This is a genomic window from Pseudomonas sp. Irchel s3f7 (assembly GCF_900187615.1).
Lineage (GTDB): Bacteria > Pseudomonadota > Gammaproteobacteria > Pseudomonadales > Pseudomonadaceae > Aquipseudomonas.
On sequence record NZ_FYDO01000001.1, the window covers coordinates 92,894 to 111,479 of the forward strand.

The 18,586-nt window shown below is 59.2% G+C and carries 13 protein-coding genes; 5 read left to right on the plus strand and 8 right to left on the minus strand.

All coding sequences use genetic code 11. From position 1 onward, the window contains the following. Window positions 1-19 precede the first annotated feature (19 nt). Window positions 20-3,118 (minus strand): efflux RND transporter permease subunit, encoded by a 3,099-nt coding sequence (locus CKW19_RS00470; protein WP_095056060.1) that lies wholly within the window; start codon window positions 3,116-3,118, stop codon window positions 20-22. A 15-nt stretch (window positions 3,119-3,133) separates the two neighbouring features. After that, window positions 3,134-4,291, minus strand: coding sequence for an efflux RND transporter periplasmic adaptor subunit (locus CKW19_RS00475; protein ID WP_095056061.1), 1,158 nt, complete (start codon window positions 4,289-4,291; stop codon window positions 3,134-3,136). A 267-nt stretch (window positions 4,292-4,558) separates the two neighbouring features. On the opposite strand from CKW19_RS00475, the gene CKW19_RS00480 reads away from it, so the two are divergent. The 3 genes from CKW19_RS00480 (at window position 4,559) to CKW19_RS00490 (ending at window position 6,967) form a co-directional block, all read left to right on the plus strand. Further along, window positions 4,559-5,260, plus strand: coding sequence for a response regulator transcription factor (locus CKW19_RS00480; RefSeq protein WP_053159945.1), 702 nt, complete (start codon window positions 4,559-4,561; stop codon window positions 5,258-5,260). Window positions 5,261-5,264: 4 nt separating this feature from the next. After that, complete coding sequence (locus CKW19_RS00485; protein ID WP_095056062.1) at window positions 5,265-6,563, plus strand: ATP-binding protein; 1,299 nt, start codon at window positions 5,265-5,267, stop codon at window positions 6,561-6,563. Window positions 6,564-6,784: 221 nt separating this feature from the next. Then, window positions 6,785-6,967 carry a hypothetical protein gene (locus CKW19_RS00490; RefSeq protein WP_143498505.1) on the plus strand — a complete coding sequence of 61 codons (183 nt, stop codon included), beginning with the start codon at window positions 6,785-6,787 and terminating at the stop codon, window positions 6,965-6,967. A gap of 40 nt (window positions 6,968-7,007) precedes the next feature. Here CKW19_RS00490 and CKW19_RS00495 read toward each other — a convergent pair whose 3' ends face one another. The 3 genes from CKW19_RS00495 to CKW19_RS00505 all read right to left on the minus strand — a co-directional run bounded on the left by CKW19_RS00495 (window position 7,008) and on the right by CKW19_RS00505 (window position 8,999). Then, a complete protein-coding gene (locus tag CKW19_RS00495; protein ID WP_095056064.1) occupies window positions 7,008-8,036 on the minus strand; it encodes an alpha/beta fold hydrolase in 1,029 nt (342 codons plus the stop codon). Between the two features lie 82 nt (window positions 8,037-8,118). Next, window positions 8,119-8,553 (minus strand): YqaA family protein, encoded by a 435-nt coding sequence (locus CKW19_RS00500; RefSeq protein WP_095056243.1) that lies wholly within the window; start codon window positions 8,551-8,553, stop codon window positions 8,119-8,121. Then, complete coding sequence (locus CKW19_RS00505) at window positions 8,553-8,999, minus strand: DUF411 domain-containing protein (RefSeq protein ID WP_095056065.1); 447 nt, start codon at window positions 8,997-8,999, stop codon at window positions 8,553-8,555. Before CKW19_RS00505 ends, CKW19_RS00500 begins: the two co-directional genes overlap by 1 nt. 286 nt (window positions 9,000-9,285) lie before the next feature. On the opposite strand from CKW19_RS00505, the gene CKW19_RS00510 reads away from it, so the two are divergent. Beyond that, window positions 9,286-9,474 carry a hypothetical protein gene (locus CKW19_RS00510; protein WP_095056066.1) on the plus strand — a complete coding sequence of 63 codons (189 nt, stop codon included), beginning with the start codon at window positions 9,286-9,288 and terminating at the stop codon, window positions 9,472-9,474. A 20-nt stretch (window positions 9,475-9,494) separates the two neighbouring features. Here the strand turns inward: CKW19_RS00510 and CKW19_RS00515 are convergent, their stop codons facing one another. Further along, window positions 9,495-9,866 carry a fe2+ zn2+ uptake regulation protein gene (locus tag CKW19_RS00515; RefSeq protein WP_095056067.1) on the minus strand — a complete coding sequence of 124 codons (372 nt, stop codon included), beginning with the start codon at window positions 9,864-9,866 and terminating at the stop codon, window positions 9,495-9,497. A 250-nt stretch (window positions 9,867-10,116) separates the two neighbouring features. On the opposite strand from CKW19_RS00515, the gene CKW19_RS00520 reads away from it, so the two are divergent. Further along, complete coding sequence (locus CKW19_RS00520) at window positions 10,117-12,456, plus strand: acylase (RefSeq protein ID WP_095056068.1); 2,340 nt, start codon at window positions 10,117-10,119, stop codon at window positions 12,454-12,456. A gap of 58 nt (window positions 12,457-12,514) precedes the next feature. Here CKW19_RS00520 and CKW19_RS00525 read toward each other — a convergent pair whose 3' ends face one another. Further along, entirely contained in the window at window positions 12,515-13,516 is a 1,002-nt protein-coding gene (locus CKW19_RS00525; protein ID WP_095056069.1) for a FecR family protein, read from the minus strand. Window positions 13,517-13,612: 96 nt separating this feature from the next. Next, entirely contained in the window at window positions 13,613-18,445 is a 4,833-nt protein-coding gene (locus CKW19_RS00530) for a dermonecrotic toxin domain-containing protein (protein WP_095056070.1), read from the minus strand. Window positions 18,446-18,586 lie beyond the last annotated feature (141 nt).

Consider the following 18,586-nt stretch of genomic DNA (forward strand, 5'->3'; position numbering starts at 1 on the left):
CTACAGTATGGTGTGCAGGTCAGTGATTGTTGTGGCGTTTGCGCACCAGCTTCATGACCACCACGAAAAACACCGGGACAAACACTACGGCCAATGTCGCGGTGATCATCCCGCCAATCACCCCGGTGCCGATGGCTTGTTGGCTCGCGGAACTCGCGCCGGTGGCAATCGCCAATGGCACTACGCCGAGAATGAACGCCAGCGAGGTCATGACAATCGGCCGCAACCGCAGGCGTGCCGCTTGCAGGGTGGCGTCTATCAGGTCGTGGCCTTCGTCGTACAGGGTCTTGGCGAATTCGATGATCAGGATCGCGTTCTTCGCCGACAGACCGATGATGGTGATCAACCCGACCTTGAAGAACACATCGTTGGGCATCCCGCGCAACGTCACCGCCAACACGGCACCCAGCACGCCCAATGGCACCACCAGCAACACCGATGTCGGGATCGACCAGCTCTCGTAGAGCGCCGCCAGACACAGGAACACAATCAACAACGACAAACCGAGCAGGATCGGTGCCTGGCTGCCGGACAAGCGTTCCTGCAACGATAAACCGGTCCATTCCTGGCCCAACCCTGCCGGGCCTTGCGCCACCAGTCGTTCGATTTCGGCCATGGCCTCGCCGGTGCTGTGACCGGGTTGCGGTTCACCGGAAATGGCGATGGCCGGGTAGCCGTTGTAACGGGTCAATTGCGCCGGCCCCTGGGTCCATTTGGCCTGGACGAAGGCGGACAGCGGCACCATTTTTCCGTGGATGTTGCGCACGTGGATCTTCAGCAAGTCGTCTACCTGACTGCGTTGATCACCTTCGGCCTGCACCACCACGCGTTGCATCCGCCCCTGGTTCGGGAAGTCGTTGATGTAGGCCGAGCCGACGGCAGTGGACAGCACGTTGCCGACGTCGGCAAAGGACACGCCCAAGGCGTTGGCTTGTTTACGGTCCACGATCAACTCGACTTGTGGCGCTTCGGCCAAGGCACTTTCCCGGACGTTCATCAGGATCGGGCTTTTTTCGGCGGCGGCGAGCAATTCGGTGCGCGCTTCCATCAGCCGCGCATGGCCGAGACCACCGCGATCCTGCAAGCGAAACTCGAAGCCGCTGGACGTGCCGAGGCCATCCACGGGCGGCGGCAGTACGGCAAAGGTCACCGCGTCCTTGATCTGGCTGAGGGCGATGTTGGCGCGGTCGGCAATGGCACTGGCCGAATCGTCGCTGCTCCGTTCGGACCAGTCATTAAGCGTGCTGAAGGCGAGGGCTGCGTTCTGGCCGCTACCGGAGAAGCTGAAACCCAAAATCACCACGCTGTCGCGAATACCCGGCTCGGTCGCGTTGTGCGCTTCGACTTGCTCGGCCACCTGCACCGTGCGGTTCTTGCTCGCGCCCGGTGGCAGTTGAATGTCGGTGATGGTGTAACCCTGGTCTTCCACCGGCAGGAACGAGGAGGGCAGACGACTGAAGGCAAAGCCCAGCCCCACCAGCAGCACGCCGTAGATCAGCAGGTAGCGCCCGGTACGTTTCAACGCATAGGCGACCCAGCCTTGATAGCGGTCGGTCAGTTGCTCGAAGCGGCGGTTGAACCAGCCGAAGAACCCGGTTTTTTCGTGGTGTTCGCCTTTGGCAATCGGCTTGAGCAGCGTCGCGCACAGCGCCGGGGTCAAGGTCAGGGCGAGGAACGCCGAGAACAGGATCGAGGTCGCCATCGACAGCGAGAACTGCTGATAGATCACGCCCACCGAGCCCTGCATGAACGCCATCGGAATGAACACCGCCACCAGCACCAGGGTGATACCGATAATGGCGCCGGTGATCTGCGTCATCGCTTTGCGTGTGGCTTCCTTGGGCGACAAGCCTTCGGTGGCCATGATCCGTTCGACGTTCTCCACCACCACAATGGCGTCGTCCACCAGTATGCCGATGGCCAGCACCATGCCGAACATGGTCAGCACGTTGATCGAAAAGCCCAGCGCCAGCATCGTTGCGAACGTACCCATCAGGGCGACCGGCACTACCAGCGTCGGGATCAGCGTGTAGCGGATGTTCTGCAGGAACAGGAACATCACCGCGAACACCAGCAGCATCGCCTCGCCGAGGGTGTAGACCACTTTGGTGATCGAGACTTTGACGAACGGCGAGGTGTCGTACGGGATCGAATATTCGACGTTGGCCGGGAAGTAGCGCTTGAGTTCGTCCATTTTCGCCCGCACCAGGGTCGCGGTGTTCAGGGCGTTGGCGCCGGGCGACAACTGCACGGCGACGGCGGTGGACGGCTTGCCGTTCAGGCGCGTGGAGAACTGGTATTCCTGACTGCCGATCTCGACCCGCGCCACATCGCGGATGCGCACCGTGGAGCCGTCCGGATTAGCCTTGAGCACGATGTCGGCGAACTCTTCCGGTGTCGAGAGCTGACCTTTGACCAGAATGGTCGCGGTGATTTCCTGGGTGGTGCGGGTCGGCAAGTCGCCGATGCTGCCGGCTGAAACCTGGGCGTTCTGCGCGACGATGGCGGCATTGACGTCGGCCGGGGTCAGGTTGAAACCGATCAACTTCCGTGGATCGATCCACACCCGCATGGCGCGTTCGGCGCCGTACAGCTGCGCCTTGCCGACGCCGTCGAGACGCTTGATCTCGTTCATCACGTTGCGCGCCAGGTAATCGCTGAGTGCGACGTCGTCGAGCTTGCCGTCGCTGGACGTGAGGGCGATCAACAGCAGGAAACCCGAGGACACTTTCTCCACCTGCAAGCCTTGTTGAATCACTGCTTGCGGCAGGCGCGACTCCACGGCTTTGAGGCGGTTCTGCACATCGACCTGCGCCAGTTCCGGGTTGGTGCCCGGTTGAAACGTGGCCTTGATGGTGGCGCTGCCGAGACTGCTCTGGGATTCGAAATACAGCAGGTGATCAGCGCCGTTGAGTTCTTCCTCGATCAGGCTGACCACGCTCTCGTCCACGGTCTGCGCCGAAGCGCCCGGGTACACGGCGTAGATTTCGATCTGCGGCGGTGCGACGTCGGGGTATTGCGCCACGGGCAATTGCGGAATGGCCAGCGCACCGGCCAACAGGATGAACAAGGCAACCACCCAGGCGAACACCGGGCGGTCGATAAAGAACTGCGGCATAAACAAGCGTCCTGCTTACTGACCAGAAACCTGGGCAAGTGGAAGAGGGGTGTCGTCGATCTGCACTTTTTCGCCGGGGCGGGCGTGTTGCAGGCCTTCAACGACAATGCGGTCGCCTGGCTTGAGGCCACCGGTGACGATCCAGCGATCGTCCTGCACGGCGCCCAGCTCGACCGGTTGCTGCGCGACCCGCTGTTCGGCGTCGAGCGTCAGCACCTGGGCGATGCCGGCGCTGTCACGCTGGACGGCCCGTTGCGGCACGCTGAGACCTTGCTGGTTGACCGCTTGTTCCAGGCGTACCCGCACGAAGCTGCCGGGCAGCAAGTCGAGGTCGGGATTGGGGAACTCGCTGCGCAGAATGATCTGCCCCGTGCCCGGGTCGACGGAAATGTCGCTGAACAGCAGTTTGCCCGGCAGCGGGTAAAGGGTGCCGTCATCCTGAATCAACGTGGCTTTGGCCTGACCCTGGCCGACCTGCTGCAACTGGCCGGAGCGGAAGGCCCGGCGCAGGTCGTTGAGTTCGCGAGTGGATTGGGTCAGGTCGGCATGGATCGGGTTGAGTTGCTGAATCAGCGCCAGCGGTGTGGGTTCGTTCTGCCCGACCAGTGCGCCTTCGGTGACCAGTGCACGGCCGACACGCCCTGAAATCGGTGCGGTGACCGTGGCGTAACCGAGGTTCAATTTAGCCCGTTCTACGGCGGCTTTACTGGCGGCGACTTCGGCGGCGGTTTGTCGGGCGTTGGCGCGGGCGTTGTCATACTCCTGACCGCTGATGGCCTTGTCGTCGATCAACTGGGCGTAGCGCTGTTCCTGCAACCGGGCCTGGAACGCATTGGCCTCGGCCTTGCGCAAGACGGCTTCGGCGCTGTCCAGGTCAGCCTTGAACGGCGCCGGGTCGATACGGAATAGCACGTCGCCTTTTTTCACGTCGCTGCCTTCACGGAACGTGCGCTGCAACACGACACCCGCGACGCGTGCGCGCACTTCGGCGATACGTGGCGCGGCAATCCGCCCGCTCAGTTCGCTGCTGATGGTCAGCGGATGGGCTTCGAGGGTCTCGATGCGCACGGTGGCCAGCGGTTCCGGTTCATCGGCACTCGAGGACTTGTCACAGGCGCCCAACGCCAACGCCAGTGCGATCAGACTGAGCCTGGCAAGCAGATTTTTTGACATGAAATACCCCAATAAAGACCCCAGCATCCTACTGGGCGACAGCGAGGGTAGCGGTGAAGCTTTGTTGGTGCTGTGTGAAATTGTGTAAGGGTTTTACTCAGGGGTGGGTGAGGGCGTATATCCTGCACTTCTTGAAATTTATTGCGTCTGTGAGGTCGCTATCGCTGGCAAGCCAGCTCCTACAGGGATTTTCAGCTCACGACCTGTAGGAGCTGGCTTGCCAGCGATAGGGCCGGAACAGACGCCACTGCACTTTCTGGAACACCCATGCCCAACATCCTCCTGGTCGAAGACGACACCGCCCTCGCCGAACTGATTGCCAGCTACCTGGAACGCAATGGCTACTCCGTCAGCGTGATCGGTCGCGGTGACCACGTGCGCGAACGTGCGCGGACCAGTCCGCCGGACCTGGTGATTCTCGACCTGATGCTGCCCGGCCTCGACGGCCTGCAAGTCTGCCGCTTGTTGCGCGCCGATTCGGCAACCTTGCCAATCCTGATGCTCACGGCCCGCGACGACAGCCACGATCAGGTGCTGGGCCTGGAAATGGGCGCCGACGACTACGTCACCAAACCGTGTGAACCGCGCGTGTTGCTGGCCCGGGTGCGAACGTTGTTGCGGCGCAGCAGCCTCAGTGAACCGCAAACCGCCAACGACCGCATTTTGATGGGCAACCTGTGCATCGACCTGTCCGAGCGCACGGTGACCTGGCGCGAACAGTTGGTCGAGCTGTCCAGCGGCGAGTACAACCTGTTGGTGGTGCTGGCCCGGCATGCCGGTGAAGTGCTGAGCCGCGACCAGATCCTGCAACGCCTGCGCGGCATCGAATTCAACGGCACCGACCGTTCGGTGGATGTGGCTATTTCCAAGTTGCGCCGCAAATTCGATGACCACGCCGGCGAGGCGCGCAAAATCAAGACGGTGTGGGGTAAGGGCTACCTGTTCAGCCGTTCCGAGTGGGAATGCTGAGCGGATGTTCAGAATCCTCTTTCGCTTGTATGTCGTGACTATCGTCTCGTACAGCGCGGCAATCTATCTGGTGCCGGACCTGGTGGTCAGGGTCTTCCAGGAACGCTTCGTCACCTACAACCTTGATTACTCTCGCGGCTTGCAGACGTTGATCGTCAAGCAGTTTCATGCCGTGCCCGCCGATCAGTGGCCCGCTTTGGCCGCGCAGATGGACAAAGAATTCGATCCGCTGCACATCGTCCTCAGCGGCAACGACGACCCCGGTTTATCCCTTGATGAGCAGCAGCGCTTGCAGCGCGGCGAGAATGTCGTGCGCGTCGGCGACTGGGGCTGGCGTACGTTGGCGGTGGCGCCGCTGAATGATCGGACGGTGGTGCAAATGGTCGTGCCGCCGGACCCGATGGACGTCAACCTGTTGTACTGGAGCATCAACGTGCTGATTGGCGCGACCATGCTCGCCTGTCTGCTGCTTTGGTTGCGCCCGCACTGGCGCGATCTGGAGCGCCTGAAAGGCACCGCCGAGCGCTTCGGCAAGGGCCACCTGAGCGAGCGCACGCAAATCGCTCCGAGCTCCAACATCGGCAGCCTGGCCAATGTCTTCGACACCATGGCCGGCGACATCGAGAACCTGCTCAACCAGCAGCGGGACCTGCTCAACGCGGTGTCCCATGAACTGCGCACGCCGCTGACTCGCCTGGACTTCGGTCTGGCGCTGGCCCTGTCCGATGACTTGCCGACAGCCAGCCGCGAGCGTTTGCAGAGCCTGGTGGCGCACATTCGTGAACTCGACGAACTGGTACTGGAATTGCTCTCTTACAGTCGTCTGCAAAACCCGGCGCAGTTGCCGGAACAGGTTGACGTGTCGCTGGATGAATTCATCGACAGCATTTTGGGCAGCGTCGATGACGAGCAATCACCGGACATCGTCATCGACGTGCTGCTGCACGGCCAACTCGAACGCTTCAGCCTCGACCCGCGCCTGACGGCACGCGCCCTGCAAAACCTGTTGCGCAACGCCATGCGCTATTGCGAAGAACGCATCCAGATTGGTGTGCAGGTGTACGCCGGTGGGTGTGAAATCTGGGTGGACGATGACGGCATAGGCATCCCCGAAGACGAGCGCGAGCGCATTTTCGAACCGTTCTACCGCCTTGACCGCAGCCGCGACCGCGCCACGGGCGGGTTCGGTCTGGGGCTGGCGATCAGTCGCCGGGCGTTGGAAGCCCAGGGTGGGACACTGACGGTTGAAACCTCGCCGTTGGGTGGGGCGCGATTCAGGTTGTGGCTGCCGGCAGCGGGCTGAATTCGACGAACGGCAGCGTGTGCGCTGCGCATGAATCCACGAACTGTCATGTTTGACAGTTGCGATGCCGGCAACTTGCGCGTTTCATTGGCCCGGTGCAGTCAAGCGGACGACAAGGGTGGGAAGCAGGGATGAGCGCGCCAACAATAACAAGATGCGGTCTGGGGACGATCAGTGCGATCAGGGACGTCAGGATCGACTCTGCGTCGACGTGTTTTGCAATGGTCAAGCCTGAGGACGATTTCTGCGCCTGCGTGGCGATCAGGTTAGCGGCCGGGATCACAACCGCCGGCCAGTGCTTTCTGGTCGGTGACAAGGTGCAGTACACGCTGATGGCGCGGCCGGGAGAGTTCCCGCGTGCACAACACCTGGTAAAGCTTCAGGCCGACGATGGGGCTGTGTAAGCGTCAGGTCTTCGCCTCACCACACCACCATCAACCTGCCTCATTTGCCGACAGGATTGGATTTATCCAGCCAGGCCAGCAGCGCCTGATGGAATTTTTCCGGTTCTTCCATTTGCGGCGCATGGCCCATACCGGGGAACTCGATCAGCGTCGAGTGAGGAATCATCTTCGCCACCTGTTTGCCGAGTACGTCGTACTGGCCGATTTTCGCCTTGACCTCGGGTGACGCGATGTCGCTGCCGATGGCCGTGGTGTCGGACGTACCGATCAACAACAGGGTCGGCATTTTCAGGTTGGGGAATTCGTAAAACACCGGCTGGGTGAAAATCATGTCGTAGACCAGCGCCGAATTCCACGCGACCTGGGTATGCCCCGAGCCTTTGTTCAGGCCGGCGAGCATGTCCACCCAACGATCGAAATCCGGTTTCCAGCGGCCGCCGTAATAGGTGTTGCGCTCGTAGGTGCGAATGCCGTCGGCGCTGAGCTTGAGTTCGCGCTCGTACCATTGGTCCACCGTGCGATAGGGCACACCGAGGGCTTTCCAGTCTTCCAGGCCAATCGGATTGACCATCGCCAGTTGCTCGACTTGCTCGGGGTATTGCAGGGCATAACGGGTGGCGAGCATGCCGCCGGTGGAGTGGCCGAGCAGGGTGGCTTTCTGGATGCCGAGGGCTTTGAGCAACTGCTGGGTGTTACTGGCCAGTTGCTGGAAGGTGTATTGGTAGTTGTCCGGTTTGCTGGAGGTGCAGAAACCGATCTGGTCCGGTGCGATGACCCGGTAACCGGCGTCGCTCAGGGCTTTGATCGAACGCTCCCAGGTGGCGCCGCAGAAATTCTTGCCGTGCATCAGCACCACGCTGCGACCGTTGGCCTTGCCTTGCGCGGCGACGTCCATGTAACCCATTTGCAGGGATTTACCCTGGGACTCGAAGGCGAAATGCTTGAGCGTGTAGGGATACTCGAAACCTTGCAGCTCGGGACCATACACCGGGCCTTCGGCGTAGGCAGTGAGGGGCAGGGCGGTGGTCAGCAGCAGGCCGGATAACCAGCGGGGGAACGGCAGCGACATGGGGAACTCCATCAGGCATCCGCCGATGCTGGATCGGCTTGATTAGGGCGACATTAAACAGGCAACAGCCACCCTTATTGGTTCAACCCATCCAGCCCAGCGTCGCCAGTGCCAGCACGCCATAACGGGCCCCTTTGGCGAGGGTAACGATCAGCAGAAATCGCCCCAGCGGCTCGCGCATCACGCCGGCCACCAGGGTCAGCGGATCGCCAATCACCGGCAGCCAACTGAGCAGCAACGACCAATGACCTCCGCGCTGGTAGTAAATCCGGGCTTTTTCCAGACGCTCCGGGCTGACTGGAAACCAGCGCCGATCGCGAAACCGCTCGATACCGCGTCCCAGCCACCAGTTAAGCAGCGAACCGAGGACGTTGCCCAGCGTCGCCACCCCCAGCAACAGCCAGATATCGTACCGGTCGCTGGCCAGCAAACCCACCAGCACGGCTTCGGACTGCAAGGGCAGCAATGTCGCCGCGCCGAACGCGGCAAAAAACAGCCCGATGTACGCTCCGAAAATCAATGCGCCGGGTAGTCCACGACCACTACGTCAGAGCCATCCTTTTTCAGGCCGATGACCTGATAGGCATCGCTCATACCGTCCATTTCCATCCCGGGCGAACCCATCGGCATGCCGGGTGCGGCGACGCCCAACAGATCGTCGCGTTTGCTCAGGGCCAACACTTGATCGGCAGGCACGTGGCCCTCGACAAACTTGCCGTTGATTAACCCGGTGTGGCACGAGGCCAGGCGCGGCGGTACGCCGTGTTGTTGCTTGAATGAGCTCATGTCGGTTTCAACGTGATCCTCGACTTTGAAACCGTTGGCTTCCAGGTGACTGATCCACTTTTTGCAGCAACCGCAATTGGCATCGCGGTGGACTTCGATCGGGATCAGGTCGGCGGCCTGGGCCAGGGAGGAAACAAACAGGGCGCTCAGGGCGATCAGGCGTAGGTGGGTTCGCATGGGCATTCGTCTCGGCTAACGGGCAAAAAAACGCATTCTGACCGTTTTCCCCGGTCAGGCATTCGATGAGTGTTTCAAAGTGCTACAGCTCGATCATCGTGGATCAATGCTGTCAGCCGGATGAGGGGAACATTACAACGTTGTCAGGTTGTCGCTCGAGCGCCTGTGCTGGCGCGCAAGGGGTGAAAAATCTCACGGTTATCGCCGCAACGAAGCCAAAACGCTTCATCGTCTGTAACATGAGGCCCCGCCAAGTCGGACACATTTTCAGTTTCAGGAAACCGCAATGACTCAGTCGCAACGTTTGAAATATTCGATTCTGATCTCCCTCGTCGTGCTGGGGATCATGTTTGGCCTTTCGTGGTTGCAGAACACCGGCGCGATCAGCGAAAAAATGTTCCAGTACATCGCCATCGGCGTGGCGGTGGTCGTGGTGGTCATCAATGGCATGATGCGCCGCAAGGTCAAGCCCTGAAATCCAGGGCCCTGGCTTGATTATTCGAGATGGAGCATAGCGGCAGCCTGTGGGTGCAGGCTGTAGCTTTTGTCCGGGTTGAGGACAATCACACCTTCGCTGCACAGGCGCTTCAACACTTCGCGCACGCTTAGAAATGACAGCGGGATATCCAGCTCCAGCAAATGGCTGTGCACGCCCCGCACGCCCAGGCTGCGGTCGTTGTCGGCGGCCGAGAGCAGGGCATCGATGACTTTGAGACGAATCAGACTGGTTCGCAGACCAAAGCTCTTGAGCAGAACCCTGATCCGATCGTTACCGTGGCGTTCGGTGCGTGGCTCGAATACGCCGACTCCCAAGGAAGTACCCTTTGGCGCGTTGCTACCGTCCGCTGGCAGTTGCGAGTTGTACATTGCAAAACTCCTTTTCAGAGCCTGATCAGGAAAAAATAGGCGCTCTCGTATAACTAGACGTTTGAGCAGCCCGAATCATGAAGCTTTAAATGTAGAAATTTTGTCGAAGCCATGTGATCAGGCTGTAAGCCCCCGCGCCAATACGCCGCAAACCCTAAATTTTTTGTGTGTGCTTCGTCCCTATAGGGAGGTGCAGTGCCTGTCCGTACAGCAGCGCTGTGGCCATCGTTTTTTTCGATCAGGAGCGAGCGTGATTATTTCCAGCCAGTTAACCAGGTTGAGCCTGGCGGGTGTGTTACTGGGGTTGAGCCTTGCAGCAAGCGCGCGCCACCAGCCCGAGGAGGTAACGGCCGATATCCGCAGGACCGGTTTCGGCGTGCCGCACATTCGTGCCGACAACGAACGCGGGCTCGGCTACGGCATCGGTTATGCCTACGCCCAGGACAACCTTTGCCTGCTGGCCAATGAAATCACCACGGTCAACGGCGAACGCTCACGGTATTTCGGGCCGGATCAGTTCACCGTCGAAGAACGTGAAAACCTGACCAGCGATCTGTTCTTCACCTGGCTGAACACGCCGCAGGCTGTCGCGGGATTCTGGCAGGCACAAACGCCTGAGGTGCGCGAACTGATCGAAGGTTACGTGGCGGGTTACAACCGTGCCCTGGCGGAGCGTCGCGCCCAGACGTTGCCGGTGCAATGCCAGGGCGACTGGGTGCGGGATATCACGGCGATGGATCTGGTCAAGTTGACGCGCCGTCTGCTGGTCGAGGGCGGTGTCGGGCAGTTCGCCGAAGCCCTGGCCGGTGCTACGCCACCCAAGTCGGTTACCCAGGCATCAAACGATCACGCCGCTTTCCAGGTCGCGACCGCACGTATGCAGCGTTTCGCGCTGGACCGGGGCAGCAATGCCGTGGCGGTCGGCAGCGACAGTTCCTTCAACGGGCGCGGCATGCTGTTGGCCAATCCGCATTTTCCGTGGGTCGGCGGGATGCGTTTTTATCTGATGCACCTGACCATCCCCGGCAAACTGGACGTGATGGGGGCCGCCTTACCCGGTCTGCCGGTGATCAACATCGGTTTCAATCGCCACCTGGCCTGGACCCACACAGTGGACTCGTCCAAGCATTTCACCTTGTATCGCTTGCAACTGGATCCCAAGGATCCGACCCGTTACCTGCTGGATGGCGAGTCCTTGCCGCTGGACAAGCAGACCGTCAACGTCAAACAGGCGGACGGGCAGGTCAAGGCGATTGCCCATGACGTCTACAGCTCGAAGTTCGGCCCGATCGTGCAATGGCCCGGCAAGCTCGACTGGGACCATCAGTACGCCTTCAGTCTGCGCGATGCCAATCTGGAAAACGACCGCGTCCTGCAGCAGTGGTACGCGATGAATCGTGCCGAAACGCTCAAGGATTTCCAGGCCTCGGTGCACACCATTCAAGGCATCCCGTGGGTCAACACTCTGGCGGCGGACGATCAGGGCCAGACGCTGTACATGAACCTGTCGGTGGTGCCGAACGTAGGCGCCGACAAACTCGCGAAATGCAGCGATCCGCGAATCGGCTTGCAGATGATCATCCTGGACGGTTCCAACAGCGCCTGCGCCTGGGACATCGATCCGCAGGCGGCGCAACAAGGGATTTATGCGTCCAGCCAGTTGCCGCAATTGCTGCGCAAGGACTTTGTCCAGCACTCCAACGACTCGGCGTGGATGGCCAACCCGGCGCAGCCGCTGACGGGCTATTCGCCGTTGATCAGCCAGGACGGCCAGCCGCTGGGGCTGCGTTCGCGATTTGCGCTGGATCGCCTGGCTACACTGGCCAAGTCCGGCAAGATTGGCGCGGCGGATCTGCAGCGCATGGTGATGGAGGATCAGGTCTATCAGGCCGAACAGGTCATGCCGGACGTCTTGCAGTTCTGTGCGACCGCTCTCGGTGCTGATGCAAAAGACCTTGGGCCGCTGTGCACCAGCCTCAAGACCTGGGATCGCCATGCGAACCTGAATAGCGGCCTGGGTTTCGTGCACTTCCAGAATCTAATGGAGGCGCTGGAACAATCCCCGGATGTCTGGCGTGTGGCGTTCGATCCGAAAGCCCCGCAACACACCCCCCGTGGCCTTGCGGTCGAGCGGCCTGAGGTGGCGGCGGCGTTACGTTCGGCGATGCTGGCTTCGGCACAGCAAGTGAGTGAGTCGGGGCTTAAGCCAAACAGCCGCTGGGGCGATATTCAGGTGGTCAGCAGCGGCGGACAGCAGACGCCGATTCATGGTGGGCCGGGAACGTTGGGCGTCTATAACGCTATCCAAAGCGTGCCGCGAACCGACGGCAAACGGGAAGTGGTCAGCGGCACAAGCTATCTGCAAGTGGTGACCTTCGATGACAACGGACCGCAAGCCAAAGGACTTCTTGCCTTTTCGTTGTCCAGTGATCCGGCATCGAAGTACGCCCGGGACCAGACGTTGGCCTTTTCGCAGAAACAGTTGAGTGTTTTGCCGTTCACCGAACAGCAGATCACGTCCGATCCGCAGTATCAGGTGCAGTCCATCCGGCAGGCTGAAGACAAGGCTGCCAAAGTGGCGGCTCAGTAATGGCGTGAGCGTTTGAAGGGCGTAAAGAAGGCCGCCTCCCGAAAGGGATGCGGCCTTTTCAGCTTTTTGAAGGCTTTTGCGGAATCGAATTGACCACCAGATTGCCGCTCTGGTTACGCGTCAGGTAGACCGGCAAAACCCGTGGCAGGGATTTCACCAGGCCATTGATGTCTTTGATGTTGTAGATGCCGCCAATATGGATCGAGCCAGTGTTGTGGTCGGCAACGACCAATGGCTGGTCCAGATAGCGATTGATCAAGGGCAGCGCATCGCTCAACGCCATGTCATCGAGCACCAGTTTGCCCTGGCGCCAGGCCAGTGATGTGTCGTTGTCATAGGTTTGGCTGATGCGGGGAATGAAGTCGCCCGGACCATAATTCGCCTGCATCGAAGGCCCAAGGCGCAGACCGTCGCCGGGCAGGTCGTCGTTGCTGGTGACCAGCACTGAACCCTCGATCAGGTTGACCTTGACCTTGTCTTCATACATCCAGACGTTGAATTGGGTGCCCGTCACCCGGATGCGGCCTTCGGCAGCCTTGACCACAAACGGGTGGAGGGTGTCATGGCTGACGCTGAAGAACGCTTCGCCTTTCTTCAGCGTGATCTGCCGGTGATCCTTGTAGTTGCTGTACGTCAGTTCGCTACCCAGGTTCAGCTCGACCTGACTGCCGTCGTTCAGGGTGACGTGACGGACGTTGCCGCTCGCTTCGAAATGCTGGTACGAATTCGGTACCCAACCCAGATGCCAGCCGCTGTAAGCCGCCAGTGGCAATGCCAGGGCACATACCGCCGCCGCCATGCCGAAGGTACGCCATGGCGTTTTCGGTTTGGCGCGCACGATCGGCACGACGGGAGCGGGAGAAGGCAGATCGCCTGCGACCTCCCAGATTTCCAGCATGGCTTCGTACTCGAACGCATGCAGCGGGTGCGCATCACGCCATTGCTCGAACGCCAGGCGTTCTTGCCCGGTGCAGTCATTGGCGTGTAAACGCATGCACCAATGCGCAGCGGCATCGGTGATGGCGTCGTATTCGGCTTCCGAGAGCGTGTGTTCGGTCATTGGCCCATCCTGATTTCCCGCATTCTAACCTCGGAGGCAGTCGGCGAGAACAACCGTCATGGCAATTACCCATCAAACTTGCAACTATTTTAAGCATCAAGGGGTGCGGACATGCAGTTGCCGTCCTAATTGCGTGATCAACAAGGTGACGCTATCGGCATTCCCCAGTTGCACAGCCAATCTGATTAAAGGATCTCTCCTGAAAGCGGTACGGGCCTCGGCCAAGGTTAATTGGCCAGTCAACCTCAATACCTGATTACAAGGTCGATCGGTTTCCATATAGCTGGTTTGCCCAAAGTCTTCCCATACTCCGAGGTCGCGGTTGTACTCAGTGAACAACGCAGGCAGTGGCGTTCTGATCGACAATCCCTTGCCCTGTAGATCGGTTAACTCCAGCTTAAGCTTGCGGGCCATCTCGCTCGTTGTTTCGATCAGCTCATGAAAAGGCCTGCTGGAATCGAGATAAGCAATGTCCTCGGTATTGCAAACGATGTGGGACAACTCATGAATCAAAGTCGCGGCACGGGCATGAGCACGGATCGGAAAGGCTGGTTCGGTTATGTAGTTTCGGTAGTGGTCCAAGCCAGGCAAGAAGAACTTTTCTGCCAGGTAGATTTTTCGTATCGGGTCCGTGGGCACGATGAAGCCGAAGGTACCCTCTGCGTCTTCGAGGAGCCGTCCTACCGCAAAGCGTTTGGTATTGGGTGATCTGAGTGTCGGATCCAGAAGTGCCGTAAAAATCTTGCCAATTACATTTTCAATCATGGTCACGTGCGCCGGCTGCACCGCCGGCAAACCTGCAAAGTCCATGATGATTTGATGAACAGGCGTGATCGCATCATCTGTGTTTTTCAGTACTTCCAGGTTGCGGAAGGCGTTCCAGACATAGGCAGTTGCATGATCCAGACTTTCTTGAATTATGCGTGCCTTGACCGGAAACCGTTCACGAATCTGTACCATGCCGTGGGCGTCGACATTCATGCCGGCCCACACCGATATGGCTGTTTCGATTCGTTTCAACATGCCCTGGGTAGGGGCAATGGGCAGTTCCGGTAATGGTAACGGTACCGAGTCGATGATCCACTGTTTCGTAACCTGCTGGCGCAGATAAGGGCCCTGTTTCTGTCCAGCGCCGATGCGCCATCGGGTTCCTTTTTTTTCGACCGGGAATACTTTACCTTCAACCGGGCCATAGGTTTTTTTGGACGTCGGATGGGTGTAGAGCCCAAGTTTCGAGTCCAGCGTTAATGAACTCAGGTCAATGTCACTTGCCTCTAGTCCCTGCAACCGGGTTCGCTCGGGAGCGGTGACGTCAATGTCTTTCCATTTGAATGGCGCGTCGGTTGTTTCGATTGTCGGTGTGTTCACGGTGGGAGAGGGTATTTGCGGCGACTTCATCGATCCACGCAACGAGGCGAGCTGCGCCAGTCCGCCGATCAGTTCGGTGACTGCGGCTGACCAGTGATGCAGTTGCAAGTCTTCAGCCGACTGTTTGATTTCACGAAAGCTTCGCCACACCGTAATCGGGTACATGAGTTTGCCCATGCAAAACGAAAAAGCTTCATGCACATCTTCGCTCAACACGCGTTTGGCGGTAGCCCACTCACCCCGGGAATCGCTGTCCGACTGACAACCAAGTAGTTGCGCAAGCAGCGCCGCATTGTCTTTGAACAGCTGCACGATCGCGTTGCCCTTGACGGGGTTGGAGGCCAGCGTGATTGCACCGTGCGTCCCGCTGCTGAGGGATAGATGCGCTTTGCAGAGTGTCTTTTCCAGCGTCGGCAATCGGTTGATGCACCAGTTGCGCAGCAGGCCGGGCGTCTTCAGTTCGGTCATCAGGGAAGACTCATCCGCGAACTCCTTGATGCCATGCCGGGGACTGTAAGGGGCGACGAGGACTTGTGCGCCAGCGTCGTTGCCCTGGGTTCCGATCAGATAAACACCTGGCACCTGGATGACCTGGTCTTTCTTGATGCCGCCCAGCTCGAGTGGCCGGATAATCGCCTTCGCCTCGCTGACCGCCGCCCGTGCGGTGGCATCTGGCATGTCCATGATTTGCTTGACCAGGTCGAAACCGCTTGCGCTCAAGCGCTCACGAAGTTTTTCCGTGTGGGCGTAATGCATCATTTGCCAGGGCAACTGCGAGGCAAATCGATGCCGGCGTTCAGCGGCGTCGGTGTGGGTCGCCGCAAGAGCGTCGTTCAGTACGGCCTGATGGCGCTGTCCAAGGCTCAGGTTACGAATGAGACTCTTGATATAGGTGGTGTCCATACCTTTGGGGATAGGGGAGCTGTCGAGTGATTTGACGGTGAAGCGGGCCGCATCCAGATCGTCGAAATGACTCAGTGCGAACTCCGTGAGGGTTTGTATCGACGGTTGGGGCGTCGTGATTTTTACCTCGATCTTGTCCGGATCAAGATTGAACGTGTCGGTCGTAAGCTGTTTCTGAAGCTCATGATGCGCCGTGCGGGCGAGTGGGCGGATGGCGCTCAGGCAGTCCTGATCATCCTTGACGTGGTTGAGGTATTGTTGAAGCAACTCAGCATGCAGCACCTGATCTTCAATGGACGCTTTGGCGAGCCATGTCGGAAAATTTTGTCGAGTGCTCAGGGCCTTGGCGATTTGCGTGGCGCGGTGCAACCCGGTCTGTGGTTGTCGCAGTGCCAACAGCTTCAGCAGGCCGGCCTGGGGCGCTGCGGTCGCCGTGGTGGCGAGCGCATCCGTGACGCTCGTCTGGTCGAGTTGAACAAAGGGTTTTTGCACATGATCCAGAAAGTTTTCCGTCACCTGTTGCAGTGGCGCCAGCGTATAAGCACGCCCAAGTACCCGTTCACTACGTGCCAGGTTCTCCAGCAAAGCGATGCGCTGGTCTTGCTCCAGCAGGCGTTGTTCAAGCGATGCCAGCAAAGGCGCCAATGACGCGAATGCTTCAAACCCCAGGGCGGGGGTCCACAAAATCGCTTTACCTGATTTAGCCGGGTCCTTGCCGCCTCGTTCGGTCAACACAAAACAACTGGCCAGTTTCAACAGGTTTTCAGAGCCGCCCGGCTTGAGTGCCAGGGAAAACACATCGGGTATCACATTGTTCGGTGCCGCTCGCTGCAACCTAACCGGATTATCCAGTACCGCTTTGACGATGGCTTGTTCCGTCGCGCCCAATGTGCGGTCGGCCGTTCGTAGGTCAAGCTCGCTTTTCAGTCCCAGTGCATACAGGTGGGTGAAGTCCGCTTGCAGGCTTTTTATCGACGCGTCGACGAGCCCTTGTGCGTGGGCGACGGTGCGGGTGTCGGTGGGAATGGCTGGGTGGTTTTTCAGCTTTAACGCCAAGGCCTGGTCGACGGTGGTAAGCAATTCCAGGTGTTTTTTCGCAGACTCTGCACGCACCGTGGCGGGTTGCGCGGCCCAACGATGAAGCGGCTGAATCTTCCAGCGGTCGTCACCGTCGACTGCCAGCAATCGATCATCGATGTAGCCGCGTACGTCCAGTGCCTTTCCCATCAAGGCATGGAGGTCATGTTGGCCCTTGCTCCGATAAAAGCACACCAAGGCGTAGTGAAGGTTGTCCCGTTGCTTGCTGAGGATGTCAGCCATCACGTGCGCGAATATCGGTTGGGGGACCGTTACACCGGTAACGGTGCGCTTATCTGATTCCAGCGAGAGAAAAGTGCCGCGCTCTTCCAGTGACATGAAATTGAACAAGTTGTCTTCGTGGCCTTCACTCTTCAGCATCTGCAGCACAACGTTCTGCAGGGCGGCCAAGTCGGTTGTCGCTTCAATACCCCTGGATTGGGTGTAAAGGAATCCGGGGGTGCCGCTATCGCCGATCATCAGCGTGGAAGCCAGTTCAACTGAGTGCCTGAACGGCGCAGAGACCCGCGCTTTTTCGATGCGCAGCGGCTTGATCGCGTCAGGTGGCAGACTGACGTTCATCAGCCGCAAATATTCGTCTGAAGTCAACGTCCCTTCCTGACGTTTGAGCAGGAGGTCGAGGTGAAAGGCGTCACGCAGGCACTCGGCAAAAAACGCTTCGCGTGACAAGTCGCTGCTTATTTCGGATTGCCAGAATAATTCGAGCAGGTTTTGCAGCCAGAATCGCAACCCCCCCGCAATGTCGATGAGCGTGCTTTCCCAAACCTGTTGGTCCGCCTCGCTACTGACGCCATGTGAGGGATTGGAAAAGACCCTGGTTTCGTCTGTCGGCCAAGGGGTATTCAAATATCGCTGCAACAAGGCTTCGCTCAGCGAAAAAGTGGTGACTGTTGGTTTCTCGTCGGTATCTTCGGTGTGGGTGGATGGACGTGAACAGGTCAGGCGAGTATGGCGCTGGTCCAGCAGGGGAAACGGTTGGAAAAGTGCGATCTTGAGCGCCTCGTCCAGCATCGATTGCAGGGTGGGCGTCTTGCGCAGTTCGTCCAGCATTGCGTTGACGTTTTGTGCCTGATTGAGGTTGAGCGCGGTTTGCTGGTGTTCGAAGACGGCTCCTTCAATGATTTCGGTGGAAATGTCCGGCGTATTGCCTGCAAGCACGGCGTGTCGTTGTTGAACAGACAGGAAGCGCAGCAATTCACGTTTTCCGGTTTCCTCCGATAGCCAGGTTTTCAGATGGGTCTTGAGGTCGCCCATGTCGGCGAATTTGCTCAGGCCTTTCCAGGGTGTGTAAAGCACAACATCACCCCCGGCGGACTGGCTCATCGCGAAGGCACCGGCGAGCGGGGTGGCAGTCCCACCAGGCAAGTCCAACCGGAACTGGTGAACGGCCATGGGTTTTACATTGGCGGTGCGGGTTGCATGCGTTGGCAGATAAACCGCCTGCAACCAGTTCAGGTCATCTTTGTTCAAACCCCGTTCTTTTTCCCGCTCACCGGGTTGCTTTTGCCTCGAAGCATTGGTGGCCTCGTCAAAAAAATAAGGCTTTGATGGATCAGTCATGGTGTTTCCTCCGTGAATGCAAGCGTCGATCAACCGCAGCTTGCTGAATGAGGAAAACAGTAGGGGCAGGGCATTGTTCGAGTGCGGTACATATTGCTCATCCGAAGATGTTCTGAAGACTTGACAGCGAGCCCACAAGAA